This window comes from Streptomyces sp. NPDC003035 (assembly GCF_042888285.1).
Classification (GTDB): Bacteria; Actinomycetota; Actinomycetes; order Streptomycetales; family Streptomycetaceae; genus Streptomyces.
Window position 1 is genome coordinate 192,060 of record NZ_JBIAPJ010000003.1, and the last position, 26,930, is coordinate 218,989.

Consider the following 26,930-nt stretch of genomic DNA (forward strand, 5'->3'; position numbering starts at 1 on the left):
TACCGCCCTCCCTCCTTGTACATCCCTCTCACCCGGGAGCACTTCCGCATGACCGCGACTGATCCCCGACCGCTCACCGCCACCCGTTCGTTCCCGCCCGGCTTTCTCTGGGGCGCGGCCACCGCCGCGTACCAGATCGAGGGCGCGGCGGCCGAGGACGGCCGTACCCCGTCGATCTGGGACACCTTCTCGCACACTCCGGGGAAGGTGTTCGAGGGCCACACCGGCGACGTGGCGGTCGACCACTACCACCGGTACCGCGAGGACGTCCGGCTGATGTCCGAACTCGGCCTGAACGCCTACCGGTTCTCCGTGTCCTGGTCCCGCGTCCAGCCGACCGGCCGGGGCCCGGCCGTGCAGAAGGGCCTGGACTTCTACCGCCGCCTGGTCGACGAGCTGCTCGCCGCCGGGATCGAGCCGGCCCTCACCCTCTACCACTGGGACCTGCCCCAGGGTCTCGAGGACACGGGCGGCTGGCCGGAGCGGTCGACCGCCGAGCGGTTCGCCGAGTACGCGGGCATCGTGGCCGATGCCCTCGGCGACCGGGTCCCCCGCTGGACCACCTTCAACGAGCCCTGGTGCAGCGCCTTCCTCGGCTACGGCTCCGGGGTCCACGCCCCGGGCCGTACCGACCCGGTCGCCGCTCTGCGCGCCGCCCACCACATCAACCTCGCTCACGGTCTCGGCGTCCAGGCCCTGCGGGCCGCGCTGCCGGCGGACCGGCAGATCGCGGTCTCCCTCAACCTGCACGAGGTGCGGCCGCTGACGCCCTCCGCCGAGGACGCGGAGGCGGCCCGCCGGATCGACGCCGTCGGCAACCGGGTCTGGCTCGGCCCGATGCTGGAGGGCGCCTATCCCGAGGACCTGCTCGCCGACACCGCGCACCTCACCGACTGGTCGTTCGTCCGGGACCGTGACACGGCCACGGTCCACCAGCCGCTGGACCTGCTCGCGATCAACTACTACACGCCGACGGTCGTCTCGCACGTCGCCGAGGGCGAGGAGAAGCCGCAGGACGACGGCCACGGCAACAGCGCGTACTCGCCGTGGCCCGGTGCGGACGCGGTCGCCTTCCACCAGGCGCCGGGCGAGCGCACGGCGATGGGCTGGGCCGTGGACCCGAGCGCCCTGTACGACCTGCTGACCCGGGTCGCGTCCCGCTACCCCGGTCTGCCGCTGGTGATCAGTGAGAACGGCGCCGCGTACGAGGACGAGGTCGGCCCGGACGGCACGGTCCACGATCCCGAACGCGCCGCCTACGTCCACGCGCATCTGGACGCCGTGCACCGGGCGATCGCCGACGGGGTCGACGTCCGGGGCTACTTCCTCTGGTCGCTGATGGACAACTTCGAGTGGGCGTACGGCTACGCGAAGCGGTTCGGCGCGGTCCACGTCGACTACACGTCGCTCGCCCGTACCCCCAAGTCCAGCGCCCGCTGGTACGCGCGGGTGGCGCGGTCGAACGCGCTCACGGACCCGGCGGCGGGCACCCCTTAGTCGGGTCAGGAGTGGCGGGGGCGCGAGATCGGCCATCGCGCCCCAGCCCTCGCCTCGACGGCCACGCATCCCGTCGCCGCTGGTCAGGGGCTTCCGACATGCGTGGGGCACCCCCTCGGCGTAACGTCACGGGTGGATCTCGGGGACGCCGACCGCACCGGGAGGGCTGTGTGCGTGGCTCCAGGTACGACGACGCGGCCGCCGCGCCCCGCGACCGCCGCGGCATACGCATCGCGGTGACGGCGGCCGGAGCGGCCCTCGTCGCCGCGGGCGGACTGTATGTGGCGGGGCTCGTCGCCGCCGGCGGCGAGATATCCGAGGGCACCCGCGTCGACGGGGTGGACATCGGCGGCATGAGCCGGAACGAGGCCCGCGCGAAGCTCGCGTCCTCGGCGCCGGCGTCCTGGACAGCCCTGATACCGGTGCGGATCGGTGCGAGCACCGGCGCCGTCGATCCCGCCACGGCCGGGCTGAGCGTCGACATCGGCGGGACCGTCGAGAAGGCCGCCGACGGGGCACGGGACCCGATGACCGTGATCGGGCGGCTGTTCTCCACCGAGGAGCGGGACATCGAACCCGTCGTCGCCTTCGACGAGGCCGAGGCGCGTGGGGCGATGACCGAGACGGCGCGGACGTACGACCGCGCGACCGTCGAGGGCGCCGTGTCCTTCAGGGCGGGTCAGGCGGTGGCGGTGCACGCCCGCGACGGACAGAAGCTGGACGTCGACAGCGCCGTCGACACCCTGCGCGCCAACTATCCCGACCGGGTGGCCCAGAACCCGGTGGCGCTGCCGACCGCCGTGTCCCGGCCCAGGGTGGACGAGACGGAGACGGTGCGTTTCCTGAACGAGTTCGCCACCCCGGCGATGTCGGGGCCCGTCACCCTGACCGTCGACGGGAAGAGCCTGCGGATCACGCCGACGACGCTCGGCGCCCATCTGACGGTGAAGGCGGACGACAAGGGCCGGCTCGTCCCCACGCTCAACGCCCAGGCACTGATCCGCGACCCGGCGGTGGCGCGCCCGCTCGAAGAGGTCGCCACCGGGGCGGTCGAGGCGAAGCTGGGGGTGGAGAACGGCCGGGTGGTGGTGCTGTCGGACGGCCGCCCGGGCCACGAGGTGACCGCCGAGGCCCTGCGCGACGCGGTGCTCCCGCTGCTTCCGAAGAAGGGCGAGGCCGCCCGTACCGGGCCCGTGGCCACCCGGCTGATCCAGCCGGTCCTCACCCGCAAGTCGGTGGCGGACATGGGGATCAAGGAGGAGATGTCGTCCTTCACGGTCAACTTCCCCACAGCGCCCTACCGGACGATCAACATCGGCCGGGCGGTCGAGCTGATCAACGGCTCCCTGGTGAAGCCCGGCGAGGTCTGGAGCTTCAACCGGACGGTCGGCGAGCGCACGAAGGCGAACGGCTTCGTCGACGGCACGATGATCCTGGACGGGCAGTACCACTCGGCGCCCGGCGGAGGCGTCTCCGCCGTCGCCACCACGGTCTTCAACGCGATCTTCTTCGCCGGGGTGAAGCCGGTCGAGTACGGGGCGCACTCCTTCTACATCGAGCGGTACCCGCCGGGCCGGGAGGCGACCGTGGCCTGGGGCACGCTGGACCTGAAGTTCCGCAACAATTCCGACGCGTCGATCTACATCCGGGCGAGTTCCACGGACTCCTCGGTGACCGTCAGCTTCCTCGGCACGAAGAAGTACGACGCGGTGGAGGCGGTGGAGGGCCCCCGCACCAATCTCACGGAGCCCGCCGAGCGGAAGGGCACCGGCCCCAAGTGCGAGCCGCAGCCCCCGCTGGAGGGCTTCGACATCACCGTGGACCGGGTCTTCCGCGACGACGGGGCGGAGGTCGGGCGGGAGACCTTCCGTACCCACTACACCCCGCGCGACCGCGTCACGTGCGCACCAGAGGAGCCTCCGCCGCCAGCACCTGGAGCAGGTGGGTGACCGCCTCCGCCACGGCGGTGCGCGCCGGGCCGAGATAGCGGCGCGGGTCGACGGTCGAGCCGTTCTCCCCCAGGTGCGTCCGGACGGCCCCGGTGAACGCCTTGTTCAGGTGGGTGGCGACGTTCACCTTCGTCATACCGGCGTTGACGGCCCAGCTGAGGTCCACGTCCCCGACGCCGGACGAGCCGTGGAGCACGAGGGGGACGTCCACGGCCTCGCGCAGCCGCGAGACGAGGGCGAAGTCGAGCACGGCGTCCCGGGTGAGCATCGCGTGGGAGCTGCCGACGGCCACGGCGAGGGCGTCGACGGCGGTGGCGGCGACGAACGCCCGTGCCTCGTCCGGATCGGTGCGCACGCCGGGGGCGTGGGCGCCGTCCTTGCCGCCCACCTCGCCGAGCTCGGCCTCCACCCAGACGTCGTGGCGGTGGCAGTAGTCCGTCATCTCGCGGGTGGCGGCGACGTTCTCCTCGTACGGGAGGGTGGAGGCGTCGAACATGACGGAGCAGAAGCCGAGGGCGACCGCCTCGCGCACGAGCTCGGGCGATTCGGCGTGGTCGAGGTGGACGGAGACCGGGACGGCGGCCCGGCGGGCGATGGCCAGGGTGGCGAGTCCGATGGGTTCCAGGGAGCCGTGGTAGCGCGCCGTGTTCTCGCTGATCTGGAGGATCACGGGCAGGCCCGCGGCCTCGGCCCCGGCCACGATGGCCTGTGCGTGCTCGATCTGGATCACGTTGAACGCGCCGGCACCGGCGTTCCGCTCGCGGGCGCCGAGGACGATCTCGTCGGTGGTGGTGAGAGGCATCAGTTCCGCTCCGCTCCGGCGGCGGTCAGGACGACGGACCGGGTGAGGTTGCGCGGCCGATCGGGGTCCTGGCCCTGGGCTTCGGCGAGCAGCACCGCGAGCCGCTGCGCGCGGACGAGGTCGGCCATCGGGTCGAGGTGGCCGTTGTCGCCGCCCGACTCCGCGACGAGGGTGCCGCCCACGCGGGCGACGTCGTCGGCGAGGCCGGCGGGGACGGGGCCGAAGGTCCAGGCCACCCGGCCCGGCGCGGTGATGCTGATGGGGCCGTGCCGGTACTCCATCGCGGGGTACGCCTCGGTCCAGGCGCCCGCGGCCTCGCGCATCTTCAGACCGGCTTCGAGGGCGAGGCCGTAGGTCCAGCCGGTGCCGAGGAAGGTGTACTGCTCGGCACCGGTGACCTCGGCGGCGAGGGGTTCGGCGACGGCCCGCTCGGCGTCCCCGGCCGCCCGCTCCACCGTCCGGACCCCGGCCGGGAGGGCGTCCTCGGCCTCCAGGTGGGCGCGGAGCAGGGCGAGGGCGGTGGTCGCGAAGCGGGTCTGCACCACCGACTCCTCGTCGGCGAAGTCCAGGACGGCGACGGCGTCGGCGGCGTCCATGACGGGGGTCCCCGGGTCGGCGGTGAGGGCGCCGGTGGCGAGGGATCCCTTGATCCGGGTGAGCAGGTCGAGGACCTCGGTCGTGGTGCCCGAGCGGGTGATCGCCAGCACGCGGTCGTAGCGGCGCCCGAGCGGGAACTCGGATGCCGCGAAGGCGTCGGTCTCGCCGTGGCCGCCGCTCTCCCGGAGCTGGGCGTAGGCCTGGGCGATGAACCAGGAGGTGCCGCAGCCGATCACCGCGACGCGCTCACCGCGCACCGGAAGGGCGGCACGGTGCTGGGGCAGGGTCTCGGCGGCCTTGCGCCAGCAGGCGGGCTGGGAGGCGATTTCGACGGCGGTGCGGGAGGGGGAGAGTCCCGAGGTGGACACGTGCGGCTCCTTCACTGGCAAGTGATGCTCACTTCTGCTCGTAACACCATACTTTCAAGCAACTTCGAGCACCTGTTTCGTGCGCAGTATCTCTGAGTTCCCGTGGACGGTCCAGGGCTGCCCGCGTCCGTGCGGCGCTAAAATCGCGATCATGTCGAAGCACGAGCGGTGGAACACGCTCCTCGAACTGCTCGCCGCCACCGGCAGGCTGGAGGTCGAGGACGCCGCGACGACGCTCGACGTCTCCCCGGCCACGATCCGCCGGGACCTGGACGAGCTCGCCGAACAGCGGCTCCTCGTCCGCACCCGCGGCGGGGCTGTGCCGCAAGGGGTCTCGTACGAGCTGCCACTGCGCTACAAGTCCTCCCGGCACGCCGCGGAGAAGCAGCGCATCGCCGCGGCCGTGGCGGAGCTCGTCCACGAGGGCGAGGTCGTGGGTCTCAACGGCGGGACGACGACCACCGAGGTGGCCCGCGCCCTCGCCCTGCGCTTCGCCGGGGGCGGTGCGCGGGAGACGGTCGGCACCCCGGCCCTGACCGTGGTCACCAACGCGCTCAACATCGCGGGCGAGCTCGCCGTCCGGCCACAGATCAAGATCGTGGTCTCCGGGGGCGTGGCCCGCTCGCAGACGTACGAACTGGTCGGCCCGCTGGCCGCCGGGGTGCTCGACGAGGTCGTGCTCGACACCGTCGTCCTGGGCGTCGACGGCATCGACCCGCGGCTGGGGCTCATGGCCCATCACGAGGACGAGGCGGGGATCAGTCGGCTCTTCGCCGAGCGGTCGAGCCGGGTCGTCGTGGTCGCGGACTCCTCGAAGCTCGGCAGGCGGGCCTTCGCCCGGATCTGCGGGGTCGACCGCGTGGACGTCCTGGTGACGGACGAGGCCATCCCGGCGGAGGCGGTGCGGGAGTTGACGGACGTGGGGGTGCGGGTCGTCACCGTCTGACCCGTCACGCCGCTCCGATCGGCCGCACCGCCCCTCACACTCAGGCCGTGATGATGCCCGGGTCGCTGACGCCCGGCGCACCGGTCTCCACATGGCCGGCAAAGCGGCGCAGGAAGGTGGAGTCGCCGTCGGAGACGACCGTCAGGTCGTACCAGCGCCCGCTGCCGCGCAGATCCGGCGTGTGCGTCACGGTGGCCCCCTTGAGCACCCTGAAGGTCTGCGACCCCCCGCCGTAGGCCGGGGCGCTGGTGACCGTGAGATTCACGTCCACGGTGCCCGGGTTCGTCATCGTGAGCAGCACGGTGCCGGCGACGCCGTCATGACGGGCCGTCACCTCGGGACCGGCCGTCGTGCCCGGGCCGCGGAAGCGGCGCAGGAAGCCCTGCGGGCCGGTCACCGTGAGGTCGTATGTCCCCGCCGAGTACGCGGTGTTCCAGGTGTCCGGCAGGCTCGTGCCGGCCCCTGCGGTGTACGTCCACGGCCCGTCGGTGCGGTTCGGCGCGGTGACGTGGAAGAAGGCCCCGGCCCTGGCGCCCGCGCCGAAGGTGAGGGTGAAGCGACCCGTGGACGGGGTGGCCGAGCCGTCGACGTACAGCTCGTACGGCAGCGCCCTGATCGGGCGCGCGCCCGCCTCCTGGACGGGCAGGACCGGCTTCCTGGGCGGCTTCGGTACGTAGCTGGGGTGCCGCTGGTGGTCCGGCGGCTCGTAGGCGGAGGTGTCGGGCAGCGCGACGGGCGCGGCGTCCCCCAGCGTGAAGTCGAAGGCGGACGTCAGATCGCCGCAGACGGCCCGCCGCCAGGGCGAGATCTGCGGTTCCCCGACACCGAAGCGGCGCTCCATGAACCGGATGATCGAGGTGTGGTCGAAGACCTCCGAGCAGACGTAACCGCCCTTGCTCCACGGGGAGACGACGATCATCGGCACGCGCTGTCCGAGGCCGTACACCCCGGCGGCGTAGCCGGCGTTGCCGGCGAACCGGTCGAGGGAGGTGTCGACGGTGGAGAGCCCCTGGGCGGCCGAGGACGGCGGATAGGGCGGGACGACGTGGTCGAAGTAGCCGTCGTTCTCGTCGTACGTGAGGAACAGCGCGGTCCTGCTCCATACCTCCGGGTTGGAGGTGAGGGCGTCGAGGACCTGGGCGATGTACCAGGCGCCGTAATTGGAGGGGAAGTTGGGGTGCTCGGTGAAGGCCTCGGGGGCGGCGATCCAGGAGACCTGCGGGAGCCGGTCCGCGGCGACGTCGGCCCGCAGGATGTCGAAGAACCCGTCGCCCTTCGACACGTCGGTGCCGGTGCGGGCCTTCTCGTAGAGCGGGCTGCCGGGCTGGGCGTCGCGGTACTGGTTGAAGTAGAGCAGGGAGTTGTCACCGTAGTTGCCGCGGTAGGCGTCGTTGATCCAGCCCCAGTGACCGGCGGCGTCCAGGCCGTCGCCGATGTCCTGGTAGATCTTCCAGGAGACCCCGGCCTGCTCGAGCCGCTCGGGATACGTCGTCCAGGAGTACCCTGCCTCCTCGTTGCCGAGGACGGGGCCGCCGCCCGTGCCGTCGTTGCCGGTGTGACCGCTCCACATGTAGTAGCGGTTGGGGTCGGTGGCCCCGATGAAGGAGCAGTGGTACGCGTCGCAGACGGTGAACGCGTCGGCGAGCGCGTAGTGGAACGGAATGTCGTTCCGGTTCAGATACGCCATCGTGCCCGCGGACTTGGCGGGGATCCACTGGTCGTACCTGCCGTTGTTGAACGCCCGGTGACCGCCCGCCCAGTCGTGGTTGAGCCCGGCGATGAACTGCATCCCGAGGTCGTCGGCCGTCGGGTGGTACGGCAGCACGGTCTTGGTGCCGTCCTGCTGGTGCCAGACGGACTTGCCGCTGGGCAGGGTGACCGGACGCGGGTCGCCGAAGCCGCGCACCCCGTTGAGCGCGCCGAAGTAGTGGTCGAAGGAGCGGTTCTCCTGCATCAGCACGACGATGTGTTCGACGTCGGCGAGGGTCCCGGAGGCGCGGGCGGCGGGGATGGCCGCGGCCCGGGCGATGCTGCTCTGGAGCGCCGCGAAGCCGGCGGTGGCGCCCGCTATCTGCAGAAAGCGGCGCCGGTTGAGTTCGGTCATGGGTCTGAGCACCTCTGATGATTCCGGGGGGCGGTGGTCGGAGCAGCCCAAGATCAGTGGGTGAGGGGGTGGGGGCGTGGCGTCGACGCGTGGGGGCGCGGTACGGAACGTGAACGCGGAGCGGAGCGTGCGTCCCCACGGCCGCGTACACCGTAGGGTCCGGCGGCACGCCGCCGAGGGCGGTCGGCGAAGAGTCCATGAGCTCGTACGAGAAGTCCATGCGCCGTGCACGCGCCCTTCCCGGGAACCGGCGGTGGCCGGAATCTGTCCCCATGGAGGAGGACGGGGGGCGAAATATGGACGCATGGGTGGTCCCCGGGTACACGGAGTACCGGGAACTGGGTTCGGGCGGCAGCGGGCGGGTGGTCCTCGCCGTCCATGACGCGACCGGCGTGCCGGTGGCGGTGAAGTACCTCGGCGAACGGCTGCGGACGGACGCGGCGTTCGTCCGGGGCTTCCGGGCGGAGGCGCGCCTGCTCGGCGGCCTCGACTCGCCGTGCGTCGTGGGGCTGTACGAGTACGTCGAGGCGCCGCGCGGCGCGGCCATCGTCATGGAACTGGTCGACGGGCTCGCCCTGCGCGCGCTGCTCGCCCGGGAGGGCGCGACCGGCCCCGAGGCGGCGCTCGTGGTGCTCAAGGGCTCGCTCCTGGGCCTGGCCGCCGCGCACCGGGCGGGCGTCGTGCACCGCGACTACAAGCCCGAGAACGTCCTGGTCGCGGCCGACGGTTCGTCCAAGCTCGTGGACTTCGGCATCGCGACGGACCACGGCAGCACACCCGGCGTCGCCGGCACACCGGCGTACATGGCTCCCGAACAGTGGAACGGCGAGCCCGCGTCCCCCGCCGCCGATGTGTACGCGGCGACCGCGACCTTCCACGAGTGCCTGACCGGGCACAAGCCCTTCCTCGGCCAGAACATCGCCGAACTGGCGCTCCAGCACCTCGACGCACCCGTCCCCGACGCGGACGCGCCGGAGCCGCTGCGCCCCTTGATCCGGCGCGGTCTCGCCAAGGCCCCGCGGGAGCGTCCGGAGAACGCGGCGGCGTTCGTGGCGGAGCTGGAGACGGTCGCCACGGCTGCCTACGGGCCCGACTGGGAGGAGCACGGCCGTCGGCGGCTCGCGACGCTCGCTGCCCTGCTCCCCCTGCTCCTCCCCTCGTCCGGCGGCCCGGCCACGGGCACGACCGCGCTTGCCACGACCACCCTGCCGCCCCGTGGGGGGCGTGGGGCCCGGCTGTGGCCGAAGGTGCTGCCGGCCGGTGTGGCGGCGCTGATCCTGGCGGTGCTCGCCGCGGTGGGCGCGCGGGCGGGTGACGACGGGCCGACCACGACGACGACCGAGGCGTTCGCCACGACGAGCGCGGGACCGGACACCGGGGCGGAAGCCGGGCCGGGCGCCTCCGATGCGCCGGACAGTCCGTCACCGACGGGCAGTCCCTCCGCGAGTGGATCGGACACTCCTCCGGAGTCGCCCTCCGGCGCGCCGACGACCACCGCCCCGCCACCCGTGACGTCGACCCCCACGGCCACCGGCACGGTGACTCCGACGGCGACCCCGACCTGGACTCCGACGACGTCCACCCCGACCACAGAGGCGACGACCACTTCGCCGGCGCCACGGCCGGTCGGGGTGAAGTCGGTGTCGGTGACCTCGCTGCGTCAGACCGGCCCGAGCACCGCCGAGGCGTCCTTCGAGGTCCTCACCGACGGGCCCGGCCCGGTGACCGTCCTGGTCGCCTGGTTCACGGGTGACGCCCAGGGTGAGCCGGGCGTGTCCGACGGGTCCGCGAGCATCCGGCGGAGCGGCGCGACGCAGTACACGATCACGCTCACCCACACCTTCCAGGGAAACGGCTGCTCCTGGGGTGTGCGGGCGACGACGGATCCCCCGGCCGCGAACGGCGGCTCCACCCAGCAGATCCTGACGCGGCGGTGCACGATCTCATGAACGATCCCCGAGTTCCCGGAGGGCCCGGAGCGCCTGGAGGTCCCGGAGGGCCCTACGACTCCGCGGAGTACAGCGCCACCGTGCTCGGCAGCCAGTGGTTCGAGCGGCCGGCCGAGGACGTGTCGCCCGACCGGGTGGACGGCGACGTCCTGCGCTTCGGTCCCGGTGTGACGGCGGCCGCGCTGCGCCGGTCGGCGGACAGCCCCACGACGGCACAGATCTGGCACGGCACCTTGCCCCTGCCCGGCCGGGACGCGGGCGGCGCGCCGCCGCGCCGCCGCCGTGGCGTGCTGCGCCGGTACGCCCTGCCCGGCCTGGTGCTGCTCGCCGTGCTGGCCTTCCTCACCTGGCAGCGGCTCGGACCGGAGGTGTCCGTACGCCGGGTGACGGTCCTCGCCCCGGAGCAGCCGCCTGCCTGCGACGGCACGGCGGACGTCGTGGCGGTGGTGGAGACCGACGGGCGGCCCGGCACCGTGACGTACCGCTGGGAACGCAGCGACGGCACGACGTCCGGGCTGCTGCGGGAGCGGCTCGCCCGCCACCAGACGCAGGCGCGCCTGCATCTGCTGTGGACGTTCCGGGGGCAGGGCGAGCACCGGGCGACGGCCCGGCTGGTGGTCGTCTCTCCCACCCCCGGGCACACCGCGGAGACCCGTTTCACGTACCGCTGCGACTGAGGCGTCAGCCGCCGCGGCGGATCCGGGCGGCCTTGCGCGCCTCGGCCAGCTTGCGGTCCTCGGCCGACCGCCGGGACTCGTTCTTGGCCCGGCCGGGCTTGCCGGGAACGGTGCCCATGCCGCGGAAGGGCGCGCCGCCGCGCTTGGGGCGCTCGCTGCTCGGCGCGCTGCCGTCCACCGGAACTCCGGAGGGGGCCTTGGCGCCGGTGATGCGGCTGAGCTCCGCCTCGCCGGAACGGACCTGGGTGACCTGGGGCCGGAGCCCGGCGTCCGCCATGAGACGGACGACGTCGCGCCGCTGGTCGGGCAGGACGAGCGTGACCACACTGCCGGACTCGCCGGCGCGCGCGGTACGTCCGCCGCGGTGCAGGTAGTCCTTGTGGTCGGCCGGCGGATCGACGTTGACGACGAGGTCGACGTCGTCGACATGGATGCCGCGTGCCGCGACGTTCGTGGCCACGAGGACCGTCACGTCGCCCTTGCGGAACCGCTCCAGGGTGCGGGTGCGCAGCGGCTGCGACTTGTCGCCGTGCAGGGCCGCGGCCCGTACGCCGCTGCCGAGCAGATGCGCGGTGAAGCGGTCGACGGCGGCCTTGGTGGCCAGGAACATGATCACGCGTCCGTCGCGGGCGGCGATCTCGGTGGCGGTGGCGTACTTGTCGGCGCCGTGCACCTGCAGGACGTGGTGGTCCATGGTGGTGACGGACGCGGCCGAGGGGTCGACCGAGTGGACGACCGGGTCGTGGAGGTAGCGCTGGACCAGAAGGTCCACGTTCCGGTCGAGGGTGGCGGAGAACAGCATCCGCTGGCCGCCGGGGCGTACGAGTTCGAGCAGTCCGGTGACCTGCTCCATGAAGCCCATGTCGGCCATCTGATCGGCCTCGTCGAGGACGGTGATGCCCACCCGGTCCAGGCGGACGTCCTTGCGTTCGACGAGATCCATGAGGCGGCCGGGGGTCGCGACGACGACCTCGGCCCCTTCGCGCAGCGTGGCGGCCTGCCGCCCGATCGACATGCCGCCGACCACGGTCACCAGCCGCAGCTTCAGCACCCGGGCGTACGGCGTGAGCGCGTCGGTGACCTGCTGGGCCAGCTCGCGCGTGGGTACGAGGACGAGCGCCCGAGGCTTGCGGGCCTCGGCCCGGAACCCGGCGTCGGCGATGCGCAGGAGCAGCGGAAGCCCGAAGGCGAGCGTCTTGCCGGATCCCGTGCGCCCGCGGCCCAGGACGTCGCGCCCGGCGAGGGCGTTCGGCAGGGTGGCGGCCTGGATCGGGAAGGGCGTGTCGGCGCCGTGCGCGGTGAGCAGTTCCCGTACCCCGTCGGGCAGGCCGAGCTCGTCGAAGGACGCGACGGCGGGCAGGGCCGGGGTACGGCTGACCGGCCGCGCGAATTCGTCCTTGGAGGTGACGGTACGGGGGGCGGGGCGAGCTGAACTGCTCATGAAAACCTTTGCGGGGAGCCTTTGTGCCGAGAAACGGCGAGGGAAAGCGGTGGGACGGCCGCGGAGTCGTGGAACAGCCGTGAAAATGCAACGAGCCGGGGCCCTCACCGAGAGGTGAGGGCCCCAGCTGCGTCGGACGCGAAGACGTCAGGCGGGGAGGATGTTCTCCGCCTGCGGGCCCTTCTGGCCCTGCGTGACGTCGAAGGTCACCTTCTGGCCCTCCTGCAGCTCACGGAAGCCGGAGGTCGCGATGTTGGAGTAGTGGGCGAACACGTCCGGGCCGCCACCCTCCTGCTCGATGAAGCCGAAACCCTTTTCCGAGTTGAACCACTTCACGGTGCCAGTAGCCATGCCAAATTCTCCTTCGAGGCATTACCCGGGAATCCGCACTGTGCGAATCCCGGCGTCGCCGCGATGATTACCCCTCGGAAAAACACCGAAAATACAAAAAGTGCCCGGCGATTCATCATCACCTAAGGCACTTGAAGTCTATGGGAACCACAACTGCAACTGATCACGACTGTAGCACGGAGTGGTCACGCACGCACGGAATTCTCCATTCCATCTTCCGCCGGGTCGCGACCTTCCCCGTCCACCCTGCGCCGCGCCGGGCATATCCCCGCCCGGGACACGCCGATCGCGGGACGGAAGAGGGGCGGAAACATGTCCTCTGCCTGCCCTGCGCGAGCACGGGGTGCGGGTCGGCCTCGCTCCGGCGCGTTCCTCGCCTGAGAGGAGCCTGGGCGGGCGGGGGCGGGGCACAGCCTCGCCCCCGCCCGGTACCCGCTACGAGCCCGGACGCGGATTCCGGTCCGCCATGGCGCGGCGCAGGTGGCTCAGCCGTGCCTCGAAGTTCGTGTGCGCGCCCTTCGACATCACGCGGTCGGCCTTCGTCCTGGCGGGTTCCGGCGCCGGCACGTACGGACCGGGCGGGGCGTACGGGGTATGGGGAGGCGCTCCGTACGGCGCCATGCCCTGCGGGAAGGGGCCGGGCATCGACCGCGCCCGGTGTTCCTCGACGAGCACCTCCATCAACTCGTCGCCGAAGCCGAGCCCCGACGCGTACGCGTCGGCGCGGAACTCGGCGCGACGGTGCAGCCAGGCGATGAGGACCGGGCCGGCCGCGACCGGGAGCACGAGCCACCACATCCCCTCCATGAAGGTGAAGAAGACGAGGAACTGCACGATGGTCACCGAGAGGCACCCTCCGCAGGCGATGCCCGCCCAGTTCTTCGAACGGAAGAGGAAGGACAGGCCGGCGATGATCCACCGCCCCGCTGTCCGGGCGGGCAACGCGTACCAGTCGACGAGCATCCCGGCCCAGGTGTGTCCGCCCACGTGGTGGCCCAGTTCGTGGGCGAGCACCGCCGCGAGGCGGGAGTTGGGGAGCCGATCCATGGCGTGCCGGGTGACGCCGACGATGTGACCGGCCACCGCGGTCGCGTTCAGCTCGGCGCGCTCCTGGATCCACAGCTCGTAGGTCAGCCGGTCGACCCCGGCGCGTCGCGTCACCTCCTCCCACACCGCGCCCAGTCGTTCGGCCTCGGCGGGCGTGGCCCGCCGCATGCCCAACAGGTGGCGGGCGATGGCCCCTTCGACCGTTCGGTGAAAGACCAGGGGGCCGGACAGCAGCCACAGCACGGGCAGGACCATCCCGAGCAGGGGGTTGACCAGGGAGCCCACGAAGACGACCACGAACAGGCTGATCACCGCGGTCGGAAGGGCCACGACCAGCTGGGAGAGCGCCGCACCGTCCACACCGCGCTGGTAGGCCTTGAGATGCCTCCGCCCCGTCGCGAGGCGCAGGTCGTCCTGCGCGGCGCCCGGGACCGGGGGCACCGTCGGGACCGGCGGTGGGTACGGGTGGGGCTGCTGGGCCGGGATCGCGGCCGGCGGGTGCTGCGGCTGCGCCACTGCCGGATACGCGGGCGGCGGCACGTACGCCGCCATGGGGACCTCGGCCACGCTAGCGTCACCCGGATACGCGGGCGGGGCGTCGATGGGATGCGGATACGCGGGCGGGGCTTCCGCGGCCGCGGAGGGTGGTGACGACACGTCGGTGGGGTACGAAGGCGGTGCGGGCGCCGACGGGTAGGGAGGCGGCGGCAGCTCCGGAACGCCGGGACTGTCCTGGTCGGACATGACGGTGACTCTCCTGGTTGTGGTCCGAGACGTGGCGGCCGGCGGGCGCTCAGCCGACGAGCAGCGCACCCGGCAGCAGCACGAGCGAGGCCGTGAAACCGGCCATGCCCACCCGCAGCCAGCCGTACTTGTCGGCGACGATCCGGCTGTTCTCCGTGAGCGAGACGAGCACGGCGGCGGCGGGCGCCCGGTCGGTCTCCCGGAGCGCCTCCTCCAGCACCGTCTGTCCCCGGCGGGCCGCCGCGCGGATGTCGGCGAAGTGGGTGAGGGGCAGACCTGGCCGCCAGCCGCGCGCCCTGTAGCGCGGAACCACCGCCATCAGCAGGGAGAACAGCGAAGCGAGGAAGCAGGTCGCGCCCACCCACCACACCACCTGCCCGAGCGGTGAGAGGGACGTCGGCTGCCAGCCCCGGACGGCGAGCACTCCGACGAGTGCCGCGGCGGCCATGCCCTGTGCCGCCACGAGGACGGACCCTTTGGTGTCCGCTCGGGCCGACTCCTGGCGCAGCTCGGCCAGGAGCCGCTCGGCCGTCCGCGTCGCGTCCGGGTCCGTCGGGGCGGCGGGCTCGGGAACCCCGGTCGTCATCGGACCGGGGGCGGGGTCGGAGCGGGGTAGCCGAAGACGGGTCCGCCGTCCGGAGGTGTCGGATCGTGGGGTTCGTCCCGCGGAGCGTTCGGCGCCGCCCCACCGCCCTCGGACGGCCGGCTCCAGGCCTCGGACGCCTCCTCGCGCCGCGGTCCCTCGACCGCGGGAGGGGGTTCGACGGCTGCCGGGGGCTCGACAGCGGGCGGGGCCTCGACCGGGCCCGACGACAGCTTGTTGCTGAGAACTTCCCTGATGACGTTGGCGGCCAGCCTGCGCGGCTCGTCCAACTGATGCTCCTCCAGACCGCCAGGCCCCCCGCCGAGGGCCTGCAGCGCCACCTGGAGCTGGTTCTGCATCGTGCGCAGCTGGTCCTCCCGCAGGTTCTCCATGACCAGGCGGGCGTCCTCGGGGTGCCGGGCGAGCTGGAACGCCATCGCGGTGGGGCCGCCACGCTCCAGGTAGTAGGAGTAGTACTCGATCTTCTTGGCCTCGATCTCCTGCAGCTCCAGCTCCTGATGGCCGCGGATCAACTGCCGCTCGTGGCCCAGGTTCTGGTTCTGGAGCTCGATCCGGTGCTGTTGTCGTCCCTGGGCGAGGGCACGCTCCGCCGCCAGTTCGTCCTCCCGCATGAGCAGCGCGTGCTGGGGTTCGAGCTTCTGCCGGGCGAACTCGAGTTCCCGCAGCTGTCGCGCGTGCTCGATCGTCGCCTCGTCACGGCGGATGCGAATGGCGCAGCGGACGTTCAGTCCCGCCCTCGCCGCCAGGGGACCGACGGCGTCGAGAGCCTGCTGCGCGTGCCGTTCCGCCGCCGCGCTGTCCTCCATCGCGTAGCCGCGGAGCACGGGACGTACGACGTCTTCGACGACTCGTCTCACCATCGCGGGCACGTTGCGCTCGCCGCTCGCGACGAAGGCGGCGGGGTCGCTCACCTGCCAGCTGCAACTCAGCGACACCTCGAAGAGAAAGGCGTCGTTGTCGCTGGTGAGCTCGAGGTCGGCGGCGGCCTCGTGCCACCCCATGTCCACCTCGTACACGCTGGTCCACCGGCGGGTGGCGAGTTCCGTACGACTCGGGCGGCTGGGCGGGAGATAGGTGTCCAGGCCGCCCTGGGGCGTCGTGAAGACCAGGGCGTGGTCGATGCGAGTGGTCCGCAGCGGCTTGAAGCGTGCCAGCTCCTGGATCGTGACCACCGGGTCGTCGAGGTGGGAGTGACGGTTGGCGTCCTGCTGCCACTGGGGTGGCTGGTTCATCATGGGTTGCTGCTCCTTGAAGTGGTCAGGACGGGACCTGGGATGCCGCGGCGCCCTGCGCGGCTCGGGGAAGCGTCGACGGCGTGTCCGGCGGCAGGCCGGCCAGGTGGCTCGGCGCCTCCGGCGGGCGCGGCGCGGAGAGTGCGTGGCGCAGCCGGAGCGCCACGGCGAGCGGTGTCGGATCCGGCTCCCCGCGCAGGTTCTCCAGCAGGTAGACGAGCCGCCGGTGGTCCTCGACCGAGACCGCGAGCAGGGGAAGGAGTTCCCTGAGCGCGCTCTCGGCCCCGCGGTCGTCCTCGGCCGCCCGCACCCAGCGCCGCAGCGCGGCGAGACCGGACGCGGAGCTCGTCGGATCGTTCAGAACGCTGCGCCACAGGACGGCGAGGGCGTGACGCAGCAGGGCTCCGGTGGTACCGGGCGTCGGGTCGGCCCGCGCGAACAGGTCGAGCAGGAGCGGGCGTCCGTTGCCGGCCGCGTCGTCCGTGGGACCGGAGGCGTGGACCATGGTGCGCAGGACGAAGTCCCGCGTGGTTCCGGCGCGCGCGAGGGTCTGGAAGCCGGACCACAGTTCGGCCGCGGCGGCCCCGACGCCTCGTTCGGTCGTCTCCTGACCGGCGGCGAGCATGAGCGCGGCCGCGGACTGGGCGAGGTCGTCGAGCTCCTGCGGCCAGCCCCGCGCCGGACCGCCTCGCGCCTCCAGGCCGCGCACCGCCGACGTGAGCGCGTCGACGGCCTCCCGGGGGAAGGCGTCCCCGACGAGGGCGTAGGTGCGCACGGCCGTCCATCGCAGGCGGTGATCGGGCGCGGTGCACCACTCCCCCAGGATCCGGGGGATGTGCGGGGCGCCCAGGTGATGGGCGAGAGCCAGCGCGTTGGCCGCGGCCATCCGTGCGCGGAGACGCCGCTGCGCCGCCCATGGGCGGATGAGCAGCGCCATGGTCGACGGCAGATCCGTCTCCGCCAGTACGGCCGCGGTGGAGGCGGCGCGGGTACGGACGACGGGCCGCGGGTCGTCCGCGAGGCGGCGCAGCCAGGCCACGAGCGCGGGGCGGGCCGACGGGTGGCCGGCCCAGACCTCGCGGAGCAGGGTGATGGCGGTGAGCGGGTCCCTGAACTGGACCTTGGTCTGGAGCACCGGGCCCCATTCGGTCTCCTCGGCCTCCTGGTACCGGTCGGCCAGGGCGTGCTCGACACGTTGGGCGCTGGAGGTGCCGAAGACCGGGATGCGGGCGGGCTCGCCGGGGTTCTCGATGCGTTGCAGGAGGCCGTAGAGGACATCGCTCAGCTCGGCCGTCAGCGGGTAGGGCGCCTCGTCGAAGGTGGCGAGCGCGATGAGGAACGCCTTGTCGTGCAGCGTCTGTTCCGCGCTGTCGAACCATTCGCGCACCTGGCGTTCGGCGGCGTAGTGGCCGAACGCGCCGAGCTCGGCCGAGGACACGGTCCCCCTCGCGTAGCCGGCGATCCGCTCGGCGAAGCGGGCCGTCTCGGCCACCGGTCGACGGTGTCCGAGCACCGCCTGGACCTCGGGGAGCAGCAGCAGGTCGTCCACGCTCCAGCCGGCCAGGTCCTCGTCCTTCAGTCGCTCCCGGATGACCAGGGAGGGCTCCGGGGGCTGCCACGGCACATGGCCCACGCCACCGTGGACGACGGGGTGCGGCCCGACCACGATCACCAGATGGCTGTCGGTCGCGTGGAGCCTCTCGCTGAGGGCGCGTAAGTGGTGTTCCCGCAGGGGCCGTTCCGCGCTCGTGGCGAAGTCGGCGACGACGTGGCCGCACCGCTCACGGAGCTCCCCGGCGAGCCGGCCGGGCGAGAGCGCCGGGTCCAGAGCCCGGTAGGTGGTAGCCCCCGCGGCGCGCAGCAGCATGAGGGCGGCGGCCCGGCGGCCGGTCGTGGCGGGGCCGGAGAGAACCGCGACGCGGTGGCGCCGGAGTCCGGCGAGCGCGAGGGCGAAGGGGCTGCCGGGCTCCCACGGTTCGCCTGTACGGGCGGGATCGGTCGGGTCTCCCGTACGGGCGGCGTCGGTCGGGTCGCCCGTACGGGTGTCCTCGGTGACGGGGCCGCGTGCGACCGGTCCGGTGCCGGTGGTGTCCGGTCCCTGGGCGGTCGGGCCGTGCTCGGCGCGCGGCGGGTGGACGAAGTACCGGGCGAGCGACTCGACTTCGGCGGCGGGGATCTCACCGGAGCGTTCCTCCGTGTCCCCTCCGAGGTGGTACTCGACCTTGCTGCCCCCGAGGATCACGTCACCGGTCACCTGGCCGCCGCTCACCCCGTGCTGGTCGCCGCCGACGAGCGAGCCACCGAGGTGGGCGGAGCGGCCGACCATGATGCCCGGGCTGTGACGGTAGAGGTCCCGCCGGGAGTCCCAGGCGTGCTCCTCCTCGCCCTCGCCGTCGGAGAGCTGATCGGCCGCCTCGGTCCCGGTGTCTCCGTTCGGCCCGTCGTGCGGCCCCGGTAAGTGCTGGGCCGGGCCCGCGGACGGCGTCGTGCCCGGCTCGTGCGCGACGGCCTGGTGCTCATGCGGTGCGTTCACGGCCGGCTCCCGTCGTCGGTGCGGCCCTCGTCGGCGCGGGGAGCCCGGGCCGGCTTGGTGACCGAGCCGCCGAGAACGACGTCACCGGTCACCTGCCCGCCGCTCACCCCGTGCTGGTCGCCACCGACCACCGAGCCGTGGATCACGGGAGCGCCGTGGAAGTGGAAGACCGCGCCGGCGGGTCGCTCCGGTGGTACGGGCTGTTCCGGAGCCCGCGTGGGCGCGGGGGACGGGGAGCCTACGGGCCGTTCCCGCGGCTCCTCGCCCCCGTGGATCCAGGCGGAGAGCACACCGTCCTTCACCTTCACGTCGGTGGGCCGGAAGAGCTCCGGCCGGACCCCTCGGTGCCCGTGCCGGACGACCCCTTCGTACACCGGCGCGCTCACCGCGAGGACGCAGTTCTCGTCCGTCCGTCCGGCGAGCGCCTCGCGCAGCGCGTCCGAGTCGAGCAGCCGGAACGCCTGGTTGAGGTCGTGCCCGACGACTCCCCCGGTCGTGCCGGTCTGGGGGTCGTGGGCGACCTCTCCCGCGGAGAGGACGATGCGCAGCCGCATCTGCGCGCTTCCCGAGGCCAGACGGTTGTGGTCGTGGAGGAGTTCGGGCGTGGTGGTGAGGAGCGAGCGGAGGACCGCGGTCTTCGCCACGTCTCCGCTGAGGAGCACGATCAGACCGTCACCGCGGTCCTCGCGGTACTGCTGGGTGGCCTCCACGCCGGCCGCCACGAGCGTCTGGTCCACGACGGTGTTCAGGGTGCGCCGGAGCACGGCCTGCACCACGTCGTCGCGACGGCTGAACCTCTCGATGTCGAGGAGCAGGATGGTTCGGTTGACAGGCTCGCGCATGGCCGCCTTCCGCTGAGGGTGTCGGGCCCGTGAAGGGCCTCCGGACACCAAGAAGATGTCAGTGGCAGGGAGTTTGAGGCGACGGAAACTAGCACACTCGAAGTGTGACCACGTACACACAAGGGGGCGCCGGCCGCTGGTGCGGGCGGAGGCCGATCACCCGTTCCCGGCGCGCGCCATCTGCCGCAGGACGTCGGGTCGGACGACCACGAGTCCGCGGCGTCCGGTCCTCACGATGCCCCGCTCCCGGAGCTGTTTCAGGAGCCGGGCGACCGCCTCGCGGGAGGCACCGACCGATCCGGCCAGTTCGCTCTGGGTGAGCCCGGCCGTCAGCTGTACGCCCTCGTCCGACTCCTCGCCGTGCGTGCGGATCAGCTCCAGCAACAGCAGGGCCAGGCGCTCCTGCACGGTCAGGGAGGCGTACTGCACGCGTCGTCGGTCGCTGTCGCGCGTCCGATCCGCGGTGAGAGCGAGCAACTTCCGTGAGATGTCGGGGCGTTCGTCGAGAAGCGCGCTGAACCGGTCCGCGTCGACGGCCAGCGCCTCGACCCGGCCCAGCGCGGTCACGGTCGCCCCACGGGGACGCCCGCTGAGCATGGCCTGCTCACCCACGATGTCGCCGGGGCCGCGAAGCGCCAGCAGCGCCTCGTAGCCGTTGGGCGCCGCCGAGGTCACCTTCGCCCAGCCGGCGAGGATGATCAGTACGTGCGTGGTGGGTTCGTGTTCGCGCAGCATCACCTGCCGCATGGGGAAGACGAGGGGCGTCCCCCTGGCGAAGAGCGCCTGGCGGTCCTCGGACTCCAGCCGGACCACGAACGGAACCCGGTCCTCGAACTGCATCAACTGCCTCTCTGCGCCCGGCCTTTGCACGTGGCACGAGCACGTGATCACCGGGAGGCTAGCGCATCCGGGGACGCGAGGCGCCGACGTACGCCCCGAGGTGTTCGCCGGTCAGGGTGGAGCCGTCGGCGACGAGGTCGGCCGGGGTGCCCTCGAAGACGACGCGGCCGCCGTCGTGGCCGGCTCCGGGGCCGAGGTCGATGATCCAGTCGGCGTGGGCCATGACCGCCTGGTGGTGTTCGACGACGACGACCGACCTGCCCGAGTCGACGAGCCGGTCGAGCAGGCCGAGCAGCTGCTCGACATCGGCGAGGTGCAGGCCGGTGGTCGGCTCGTCGAGTACGAGGACGGACCGGCCGCCACCCTTGTCGGCCATGTGGGTGGCGAGCTTCAGCCGCTGCCGCTCGCCTCCGGAGAGCGTGGTGAGCGGCTGGCCGAGGCTGAGGTAGCCGAGCCCGACGTCGGCGAGTTGCTCCAGGATGCGGTGTGCGGCCGGCGTGGCCGCCTCTCCGGTGCGGAAGAACTCCTCGGCCTCGGTCACCGACATCGCGAGCACCTCGCTGATGTCGCGGCCGCCGAGGTGGTGGTCGAGCACGGAGGCCTGGAACCGCTTCCCCTCGCACTCCTCGCAGGGGGTGGCCACGCCGGCCATCATCGCCAGGTCGGTGTAGATGACACCGGCACCGTTGCAGGTGGGGCAGGCGCCCTCGGAGTTGGCGCTGAACAGCGCCGGCTTCACGCCGTTGGCCTTCGCGAACGCCTTGCGGATCGGCTCGAGCAGTCCGGTGTACGTCGCCGGGTTGCTCCGTCGCGAGCCGCGGATCGCGCTCTGGTCGACGGAGACGACACCCTCGCCGGCCGGGATCGACCCGTGCACGAGCGAGCTCTTGCCGGAACCGGCGACGCCGGTGACGACGGCGAGCACGCCGAGCGGGATGTCCACGTCGACGTCGCGCAGGTTGTGCGCCGTCGCACCGCGGATCGGCAGCTTGCCGGTGGGCGTCCGTACCGTCTTCTTGAGCGAGGCCCGGTCGTCGAAGTGGCGGCCGGTGATGGTGCCGCCGCGCCGCAGGCCGTCGACGGTGCCCTCGAAGCAGACGGTGCCTCCACCCGTACCGGCTCCGGGTCCGAGGTCGACGACGTGGTCGGCGATCGCGATGACCTCCGGCTTGTGCTCCACGACCAGGACGGTGTTGCCCTTGTCGCGCAGCCGCAGCAGCAGGTCGTTCATGCGCTGGATGTCGTGCGGGTGCAGTCCGGTGGTGGGCTCGTCGAAGACGTAGGTGACGTCGGTGAGCGAGGAGCCGAGGTGCCGGATCATCTTGACGCGCTGCGCCTCGCCGCCCGACAGGGTGCCCGCCGGGCGGTCGAGCGCGAGGTAGCCGAGGCCGATCTCGACGAACGACTCGAGGGTCTGCAGCAGTGCGGTGAGCAGGGGCGCGACCGAGGGCTCCTTGAGGCCGCGGACCCATTCGGCCAGGTCGCTGATCTGCATCGCGCAGGCGTCGGCGATGCTGATCCGCTTGATCTTCGACGCCCGGGCGCCCTCGCTGAGCCGGGTGCCGTCGCACTCGGGGCAGGTGGTGAAGGTGACCGCGCGCTCCACGAACTCACGGATGTGCGGCTGCATGCCCTCCTTGTCCTTGGAGAGCATCGACTTCTGGATCCGCGGGATCAGACCCTCGTAGGTCATGTTGATGCCCGCGATCTTCATCCGGGTCGGCTCACGGTGGAGGAAGTCGTGCAGCTCCCTCTTGGTGAACCTGCGGATCGGCTTGTCCGGGTCGAAGAAGCCCGACTCGGCGTAGAGCCGGGAGTTCCAGCCGCCGCCCTTGTAGCCGGGGACGGTGATCGCGCCCTCGGCGAGGGACTTGGAGTCGTCGTAGAGCTGGGCGAGGTCGAGGTCGGAGACCGTGCCCCGGCCCTCACAGCGCGGGCACATGCCGCCCGTACGGTTGAAGGTGGCCTTCACCGCCTTCTTGGCGCCGCGCTCCACGGTGATGGCGCCGCTCGCCCGCACCGAGGGGACGTTGAAGGCGTACGCGCTCGGCGGGCCGATGTGGGGCTTGCCGAGCCGGCTGAAGAGGATGCGCAGCATCGCGTTGGCGTCGGTGGCGGTGCCGACCGTGGAGCGGGGGTCGGCGCCCATCCGCTGCTGGTCGACGATGATCGCGGTCGTCAGCCCTTCGAGCACGTCGACGTCGGGACGCGCCAGCGTCGGCATGAAGCCCTGGACGAAGGCGCTGTAGGTCTCGTTGATCAGCCGCTGCGACTCCGCGGCGATCGTGTCGAACACCAAGGAGCTCTTGCCCGAGCCGGAGACACCGGTGAACACCGTCAGCCGGCGCTTCGGGATGTCGATGCTGATGTCCTTGAGGTTGTTCACACGCGCACCGTGGACGCGGATCACTTCGTGGCTGTCGGCGACGTGCGACGCGGGCGACCGCGTGTTCTTCCTCGTGGCCATGCTCTTCCTGTCTCCGTCCGTGGGGCGGGCCTCCGCCGCGGCCTCCGCCGCGGTCGCCCGGCTCGACCCCGTGACGGTCACGCTAGCTCCAGCCCGGGGTCCGCGCTTCTCGATTCCTGACCGGTCCGGCCGCGTGTCCCCCGCGTCCGGGGCAGGTACGGAAGCGGGGCCGCCGCTCCCGTACGAACGGGAGGCGGGGCCCCGGCCGGGAACCTCGGGGGTCAGATGCGGGCCAGCTCCGCCGCGCCGAAGGAGACGTCGAAGCGGTCGCACCAGATGCTGACGCTCGTGTACGCGCTCCAGTCGACTCCGGCGGGCAGCGCGTAGTTCTGGTCGTCCTTGTTTCCCTTGAGCTTGCCAAGACTTACGTACTTCCCGTCGTCGAAGACGTGCCAGCCGGCCCGCCCTTCCTTCACCGGTGCGTCGGTGAGCCAGACGCGCAGGTCGGGGCCGTTGCTGGTGTCGAGGCCCTCGAAGCGCAGCGTGTGCGTGCCGTCCTCGAGTCGTACGAGCTTCACGGAGCCCGTGGTGGTGTGCTCGTGGCTGATCAGCTTGCCCGCGGCCACGGTCTGCGGCCCTGCGGGGGCGGCGGAGGTGCTGGGGGTCTGCCGCGGCGTGGTGGGAGGCGTCGTCCGGGTCGCCGCCGCCGACGGCAGCTCCTCGCGTACGGTCTCGTCGACCCAGAGCGACCAGGGCTTGAACCACACAAGGCCGAAGCCGAGCACGGCCAGTACGACGACCGACAGTCCGGCCGTGAGCTTCTTCTTCGCCACGCGATCCACGGTGCGCGCCCCCTTCGCATCAGAACGTCTCGCGGCCCATTCAACGGGATGATCCCGGCCCACGGCGCCCGGGGCAGGTTACGGATTCCTTACCGTCCTCACCGCAGCCCGCCGAGCACGCGTCAGCCGGTCCCGCGCCCCAGTTCCGCGCCGCCGGACTCCGGGGTGCGCTGGTAGATGTCGGGGATGCCGTCGGCGTCCTCGTCCCGTTCCTCTTCCTCCCACAGGTGTCGGTAGATGCGGTTGCGGCGGCGCAGGAGGATCGCGGCGAGGAGCGCGGCGACGAGGGAGCCGACGAGGACGGCGGCCTTGATGTGTTCGGCCTGTGCCGCGTCGGGGAAGGCGAGTTCGCCGATCAGGAGGGCGACGGTGAAGCCGATTCCGGCCAGCGTGGCGAGTCCGAGGACATCGGCCCAGGCGAGCTCCGGGTTGAGCTCCGCTCTGGTGAAGCGGGCGGCGAGGTACGTACCGAGGAAGATGCCGAGGATCTTGCCCGCGACGAGGCCGATCACGACGGCGAGGGGCTCGGGGTCGGTGAAGACGTGGGTGAGCGCGGCGGTGGAGACGCTGACGCCGGCGGCGAAGAGGGCGAACAGCGGGACCGCGATGCCCGCGGAGACGGGGTGCAGCCGGTGCGAGACCCGGGATCCCGGCGAGTGCGCCTCCCCCTTGTCGCGGGTGGTGCGCAGGATCAGGCCCATGGCGACACCGGCCACGGTGGCGTGGACACCGGAGTTGTACATCAGCGCCCAGATCGCGATGCCGAGCGGCACGTACCACCACCAGCCGCGCACCCGGAAGCGCTGGAGGGCGGAGAAGAGGACGAGCCCGGCGACGGCTGCGCCCAGAGCCCGGAAGTCGAGATCCGAGCTGAAGAAGATCGCGATGATGAGGATGGCGCCGAGGTCGTCGACGACCGCCAGGGTGAGCAGGAAAGCCCGCAGGGCCGAGGGCAGATGGGTGCTGATGACGGCGAGGACCGCGAGGGCGAAGGCGATGTCGGTGGCCATGGGGACGGCCCAGCCCTCCAGGCTGCCCCCGCCCGCGGTGGCGGTGAGCGCGTACAGGGCGGCCGGTACGGCCATGCCGCACAGCGCGGCGATGACGGGCAGCGCCGCGGTGGCGGGGGTGCGCAGCTCGCCGATGACCAGTTCGCGTTTCAGCTCGATGCCCGCGACGAGGAAGAAGACCGCGAGCAGCCCGTCGGCGGTCCAGTGCCCGACGGACAGGTCCAGGCCGAGGGCGGGTATGCCGAAGTGGAAGTCCCGTACGGACTCGTACGCCGCGCTCCACGGACTGTTCGCCCACACCAGCGCGACGACAGCGGCGGCGAGGAGGACGAGTCCGCCGACGGTCTCCGTGCGCAGGGCTTCGGTGACGGCCTGGCGTTCGGGCCAGGGAAGCAGTCCGAAAATGACCTTGCGGGAGCGGTCCTGGGCCATGAAAAGGTGCCTCCGGGACATGTCGATGTCGACGATCGGGCACACATGGCCCCTCGGACGCCGACCAGACTTCCCGGCACACCAGCATCGCGTTGATGCGTTCTTTACACCCTATCGGGTGGCCGGGGGTCTCACCAGGCGTCCCTCACGTGCGAGGACGGGCGAGAGGGCCCGTGCCCACCAAAGGCGCGAGGTGGGTACGGGCCCTCTCGGGAGCCGGGCCGCGGGGGCGGTCAGACGGTGGTCTTCACCGGCTCCGGGTCTGCGTCCTCGTCCGTGTCGAGGCCGGCGTCGCGCTTCTTGACGAAGGCGAGGAAGGAGTTCAGCTCCCTCTTGACGACGGGGGCGAGGAGGTACAGGCCGATGATGTTGATGACGGCGAGCATGAAGAGCACCGCGTCGGCCATGTCGATCAGCGTCTGGAGCGTGAGCAGCGATCCGGCCACCGCGAAGAGGGTGTAGACGATCTTGTAGATGGTCTCGCTGGTCCGGCTGCGGCCGAAGAGGTGCGTCCATGCCTTGACGCCGTCTTGATGCCGGTGCCGCTCCCTCGGCGCCGCCTCTCTTCCGTCGCGTGTCACCCTTGGTCTCCGCGCGCGTCGGGAAGACGTCGACGGCGCGTCAGGATCCGGGGAGGGGCCGTGGCCGAACGAGAGACGAGCGAGGACTACCTCGCGGGGTACGCCGAGATGCTGGCGGCCGTGTGCGCGACGGGCCGGCGGCTGACCCGCGAGGAGCTGGAGGGGCTGCGGTCGCGCGGGGAGCGGGCCGCGGAGGCCGGCCTGGGGCTCCGCGCCCTCGTGCGCGCCCATCTCTCGGCCGCGAGGACGACCCACCCCGCCCTGCCCCGGGCCGCCCACGACCATCTGCTGGCGGCCGTCGAGCAGGCCGTCGACGCCTTCGCCGAGGGCCACGAGCGCGCCCAGCTTCTGGCGGTACGTCAGGAGGAGGCGGCACGCCGGGAGTTCATCGACGACCTGCTGTACGGGCGCAGCGACCTCGGCCGCCTCGCCGAGCGCGCGGAACGCTTCGGTCTGCTCCTCTCCCACGCCCACGCCGTGGCCGTCGCCGAAGGGCCGGAGCCGTACGCCGACGGATACCCGGTCTCCCGGGGCATCGAGTCCTCGCTCGTCGCCCGCTTCGGCGACCGCCGGATCCTCCTCACCACCAAGGACGGCCGGCTGATCTGCATCGCCCCGGCGGACGAACCCGACGTGCTGACCCACTTCGCGAAGCAGGCGTACGCGGCCACCGACGGCGGCCGGGTCGCCATCGGCCGCCCGCACCCCGGCGCGGGCGGCGTCGTCCACTCCTACGAGGAGGCCCTCAACGCCCTCGATCTCGCCGCCCGCATGAGCCTGGACGACCCCGTCCTGCACGCCGCCGACCTGCTCGTCTACCCCGTGCTCACCCGCGACCGGCAGGCGATGGCCGACCTGGTGGTCAGCGTGCTCGGCCCGCTCCGGAACGCGCGCGGTGGCGCCCAGCCGCTCATCGACACCCTCACGACGTACTTCGACACCGGCTGCGTCGCCGCCGAGGCCGCCCGGCGACTCACCCTGAGCGTCCGCGCCATGACGTACCGGCTCGAGCGCATCCACCGGCTGACCGGCGCCGACCCGGGCGACCCCGTCCAGCGCTACACGCTCCAGACCGCCGTCGTCGGCGCCCGCCTGCTGGGCTGGCCCGAGCAGGAACTCTGACCCCGGGTCAGGG

Annotated in this window: 20 protein-coding genes and 1 pseudogene; 6 read left to right on the forward strand and 15 right to left on the reverse strand. The window is 72.3% G+C overall.

From position 1 onward, the window contains the following. The first annotated feature begins 48 nt into the window (after positions 1-48). A complete protein-coding gene (locus ACFYV5_RS10580; RefSeq protein WP_355114367.1) occupies positions 49-1,497 on the forward strand; it encodes a GH1 family beta-glucosidase in 1,449 nt (482 codons plus the stop codon). Between the two features lie 170 nt (positions 1,498-1,667). Further along, positions 1,668-3,446, forward strand: a complete 1,779-nt coding sequence (locus ACFYV5_RS10585) for a VanW family protein (protein ID WP_389166812.1) — start codon at positions 1,668-1,670, stop codon at positions 3,444-3,446. Here the strand turns inward: ACFYV5_RS10585 and ACFYV5_RS10590 are convergent. Together ACFYV5_RS10590 and ACFYV5_RS10595 are read right to left on the reverse strand one after the other, a co-directional pair. Next, entirely contained in the window at positions 3,394-4,248 is an 855-nt protein-coding gene (locus ACFYV5_RS10590; protein WP_389166816.1) for a ketose-bisphosphate aldolase, read from the reverse strand. The genes ACFYV5_RS10585 and ACFYV5_RS10590 overlap by 53 nt on opposite strands. Next, positions 4,248-5,213 (reverse strand): SIS domain-containing protein, encoded by a 966-nt coding sequence (locus ACFYV5_RS10595; protein WP_389166819.1) that lies wholly within the window; start codon positions 5,211-5,213, stop codon positions 4,248-4,250. Before ACFYV5_RS10595 ends, ACFYV5_RS10590 begins: the two co-directional genes overlap by 1 nt. A 151-nt stretch (positions 5,214-5,364) precedes the next feature. Here ACFYV5_RS10595 and ACFYV5_RS10600 point away from each other — a divergent pair, with 151 nt between their 5' ends. Beyond that, positions 5,365-6,159: a DeoR/GlpR family DNA-binding transcription regulator gene (locus ACFYV5_RS10600; RefSeq protein WP_355114360.1), complete on the forward strand. Its 795-nt coding sequence runs from the start codon at positions 5,365-5,367 to the stop codon at positions 6,157-6,159. A 40-nt stretch (positions 6,160-6,199) separates the two neighbouring features. Here the strand turns inward: ACFYV5_RS10600 and ACFYV5_RS10605 are convergent, their stop codons facing one another. Then, complete coding sequence (locus ACFYV5_RS10605; RefSeq protein ID WP_389166823.1) at positions 6,200-8,263, reverse strand: phosphocholine-specific phospholipase C; 2,064 nt, start codon at positions 8,261-8,263, stop codon at positions 6,200-6,202. Between the two features lie 296 nt (positions 8,264-8,559). Between ACFYV5_RS10605 and ACFYV5_RS10610 the strand changes: the two genes are divergently transcribed. Further along, on the forward strand, positions 8,560-10,212 hold the full coding sequence (locus tag ACFYV5_RS10610; RefSeq protein WP_389166826.1) for a protein kinase: 1,653 nt from the start codon (positions 8,560-8,562) through the stop codon (positions 10,210-10,212). After that, positions 10,209-10,889, forward strand: coding sequence for a hypothetical protein (locus tag ACFYV5_RS10615; protein ID WP_389166829.1), 681 nt, complete (start codon positions 10,209-10,211; stop codon positions 10,887-10,889). The genes ACFYV5_RS10610 and ACFYV5_RS10615 overlap by 4 nt, the downstream gene beginning before the upstream one ends. 4 nt (positions 10,890-10,893) lie before the next feature. Here ACFYV5_RS10615 and ACFYV5_RS10620 read toward each other — a convergent pair whose 3' ends face one another. The 12 genes and pseudogenes from ACFYV5_RS10620 to ACFYV5_RS10675 all read right to left on the reverse strand — a co-directional run. Continuing rightward, positions 10,894-12,330 carry a DEAD/DEAH box helicase gene (locus ACFYV5_RS10620; RefSeq protein WP_389166832.1) on the reverse strand — a complete coding sequence of 479 codons (1,437 nt, stop codon included), beginning with the start codon at positions 12,328-12,330 and terminating at the stop codon, positions 10,894-10,896. 147 nt (positions 12,331-12,477) lie between these two features. Then, positions 12,478-12,681 carry a cold-shock protein gene (locus tag ACFYV5_RS10625; RefSeq protein WP_033201600.1) on the reverse strand — a complete coding sequence of 68 codons (204 nt, stop codon included), beginning with the start codon at positions 12,679-12,681 and terminating at the stop codon, positions 12,478-12,480. A gap of 435 nt (positions 12,682-13,116) precedes the next feature. Then, on the reverse strand, positions 13,117-14,295 hold the full coding sequence (locus ACFYV5_RS10630; protein ID WP_389166837.1) for a M48 family metalloprotease: 1,179 nt from the start codon (positions 14,293-14,295) through the stop codon (positions 13,117-13,119). Positions 14,296-14,521: 226 nt separating this feature from the next. Beyond that, a complete protein-coding gene (locus ACFYV5_RS10635; RefSeq protein WP_355114350.1) occupies positions 14,522-15,058 on the reverse strand; it encodes a Pycsar system effector family protein in 537 nt (178 codons plus the stop codon). Further along, positions 15,055-16,311 carry an SPFH domain-containing protein gene (locus ACFYV5_RS10640; protein WP_389166841.1) on the reverse strand — a complete coding sequence of 419 codons (1,257 nt, stop codon included), beginning with the start codon at positions 16,309-16,311 and terminating at the stop codon, positions 15,055-15,057. The genes ACFYV5_RS10635 and ACFYV5_RS10640 overlap by 4 nt, the downstream gene beginning before the upstream one ends. A gap of 22 nt (positions 16,312-16,333) precedes the next feature. Next, positions 16,334-18,841 (reverse strand): hypothetical protein, encoded by a 2,508-nt coding sequence (locus tag ACFYV5_RS10645; RefSeq protein ID WP_389166844.1) that lies wholly within the window; start codon positions 18,839-18,841, stop codon positions 16,334-16,336. Beyond that, entirely contained in the window at positions 18,838-19,683 is an 846-nt protein-coding gene (locus tag ACFYV5_RS10650; protein ID WP_389166847.1) for a hypothetical protein, read from the reverse strand. Before ACFYV5_RS10650 ends, ACFYV5_RS10645 begins: the two co-directional genes overlap by 4 nt. Positions 19,684-19,839: 156 nt before the next feature. Next, positions 19,840-20,523 carry a Crp/Fnr family transcriptional regulator gene (locus tag ACFYV5_RS10655; RefSeq protein ID WP_389166851.1) on the reverse strand — a complete coding sequence of 228 codons (684 nt, stop codon included), beginning with the start codon at positions 20,521-20,523 and terminating at the stop codon, positions 19,840-19,842. Between the two features lie 58 nt (positions 20,524-20,581). After that, positions 20,582-22,990, reverse strand: coding sequence for an ATP-binding cassette domain-containing protein (locus tag ACFYV5_RS10660; RefSeq protein WP_389167812.1), 2,409 nt, complete (start codon positions 22,988-22,990; stop codon positions 20,582-20,584). A gap of 221 nt (positions 22,991-23,211) precedes the next feature. Further along, a complete protein-coding gene (locus ACFYV5_RS10665) occupies positions 23,212-23,763 on the reverse strand; it encodes a DM13 domain-containing protein (RefSeq protein WP_389166854.1) in 552 nt (183 codons plus the stop codon). Between the two features lie 131 nt (positions 23,764-23,894). Beyond that, positions 23,895-25,214: a Na+/H+ antiporter NhaA gene (gene nhaA / locus ACFYV5_RS10670; RefSeq protein WP_389166857.1), complete on the reverse strand. Its 1,320-nt coding sequence runs from the start codon at positions 25,212-25,214 to the stop codon at positions 23,895-23,897. A gap of 233 nt (positions 25,215-25,447) precedes the next feature. Then, a pseudogene (locus tag ACFYV5_RS10675) lies at positions 25,448-25,741 on the reverse strand (alanine:cation symporter family protein); the annotation flags it as partial. A 162-nt stretch (positions 25,742-25,903) separates the two neighbouring features. Here ACFYV5_RS10675 and ACFYV5_RS10680 point away from each other — a divergent pair. After that, positions 25,904-26,917, forward strand: a complete 1,014-nt coding sequence (locus ACFYV5_RS10680) for a PucR family transcriptional regulator (protein ID WP_389167815.1) — start codon at positions 25,904-25,906, stop codon at positions 26,915-26,917. Positions 26,918-26,930: the final 13 nt, after the last annotated feature.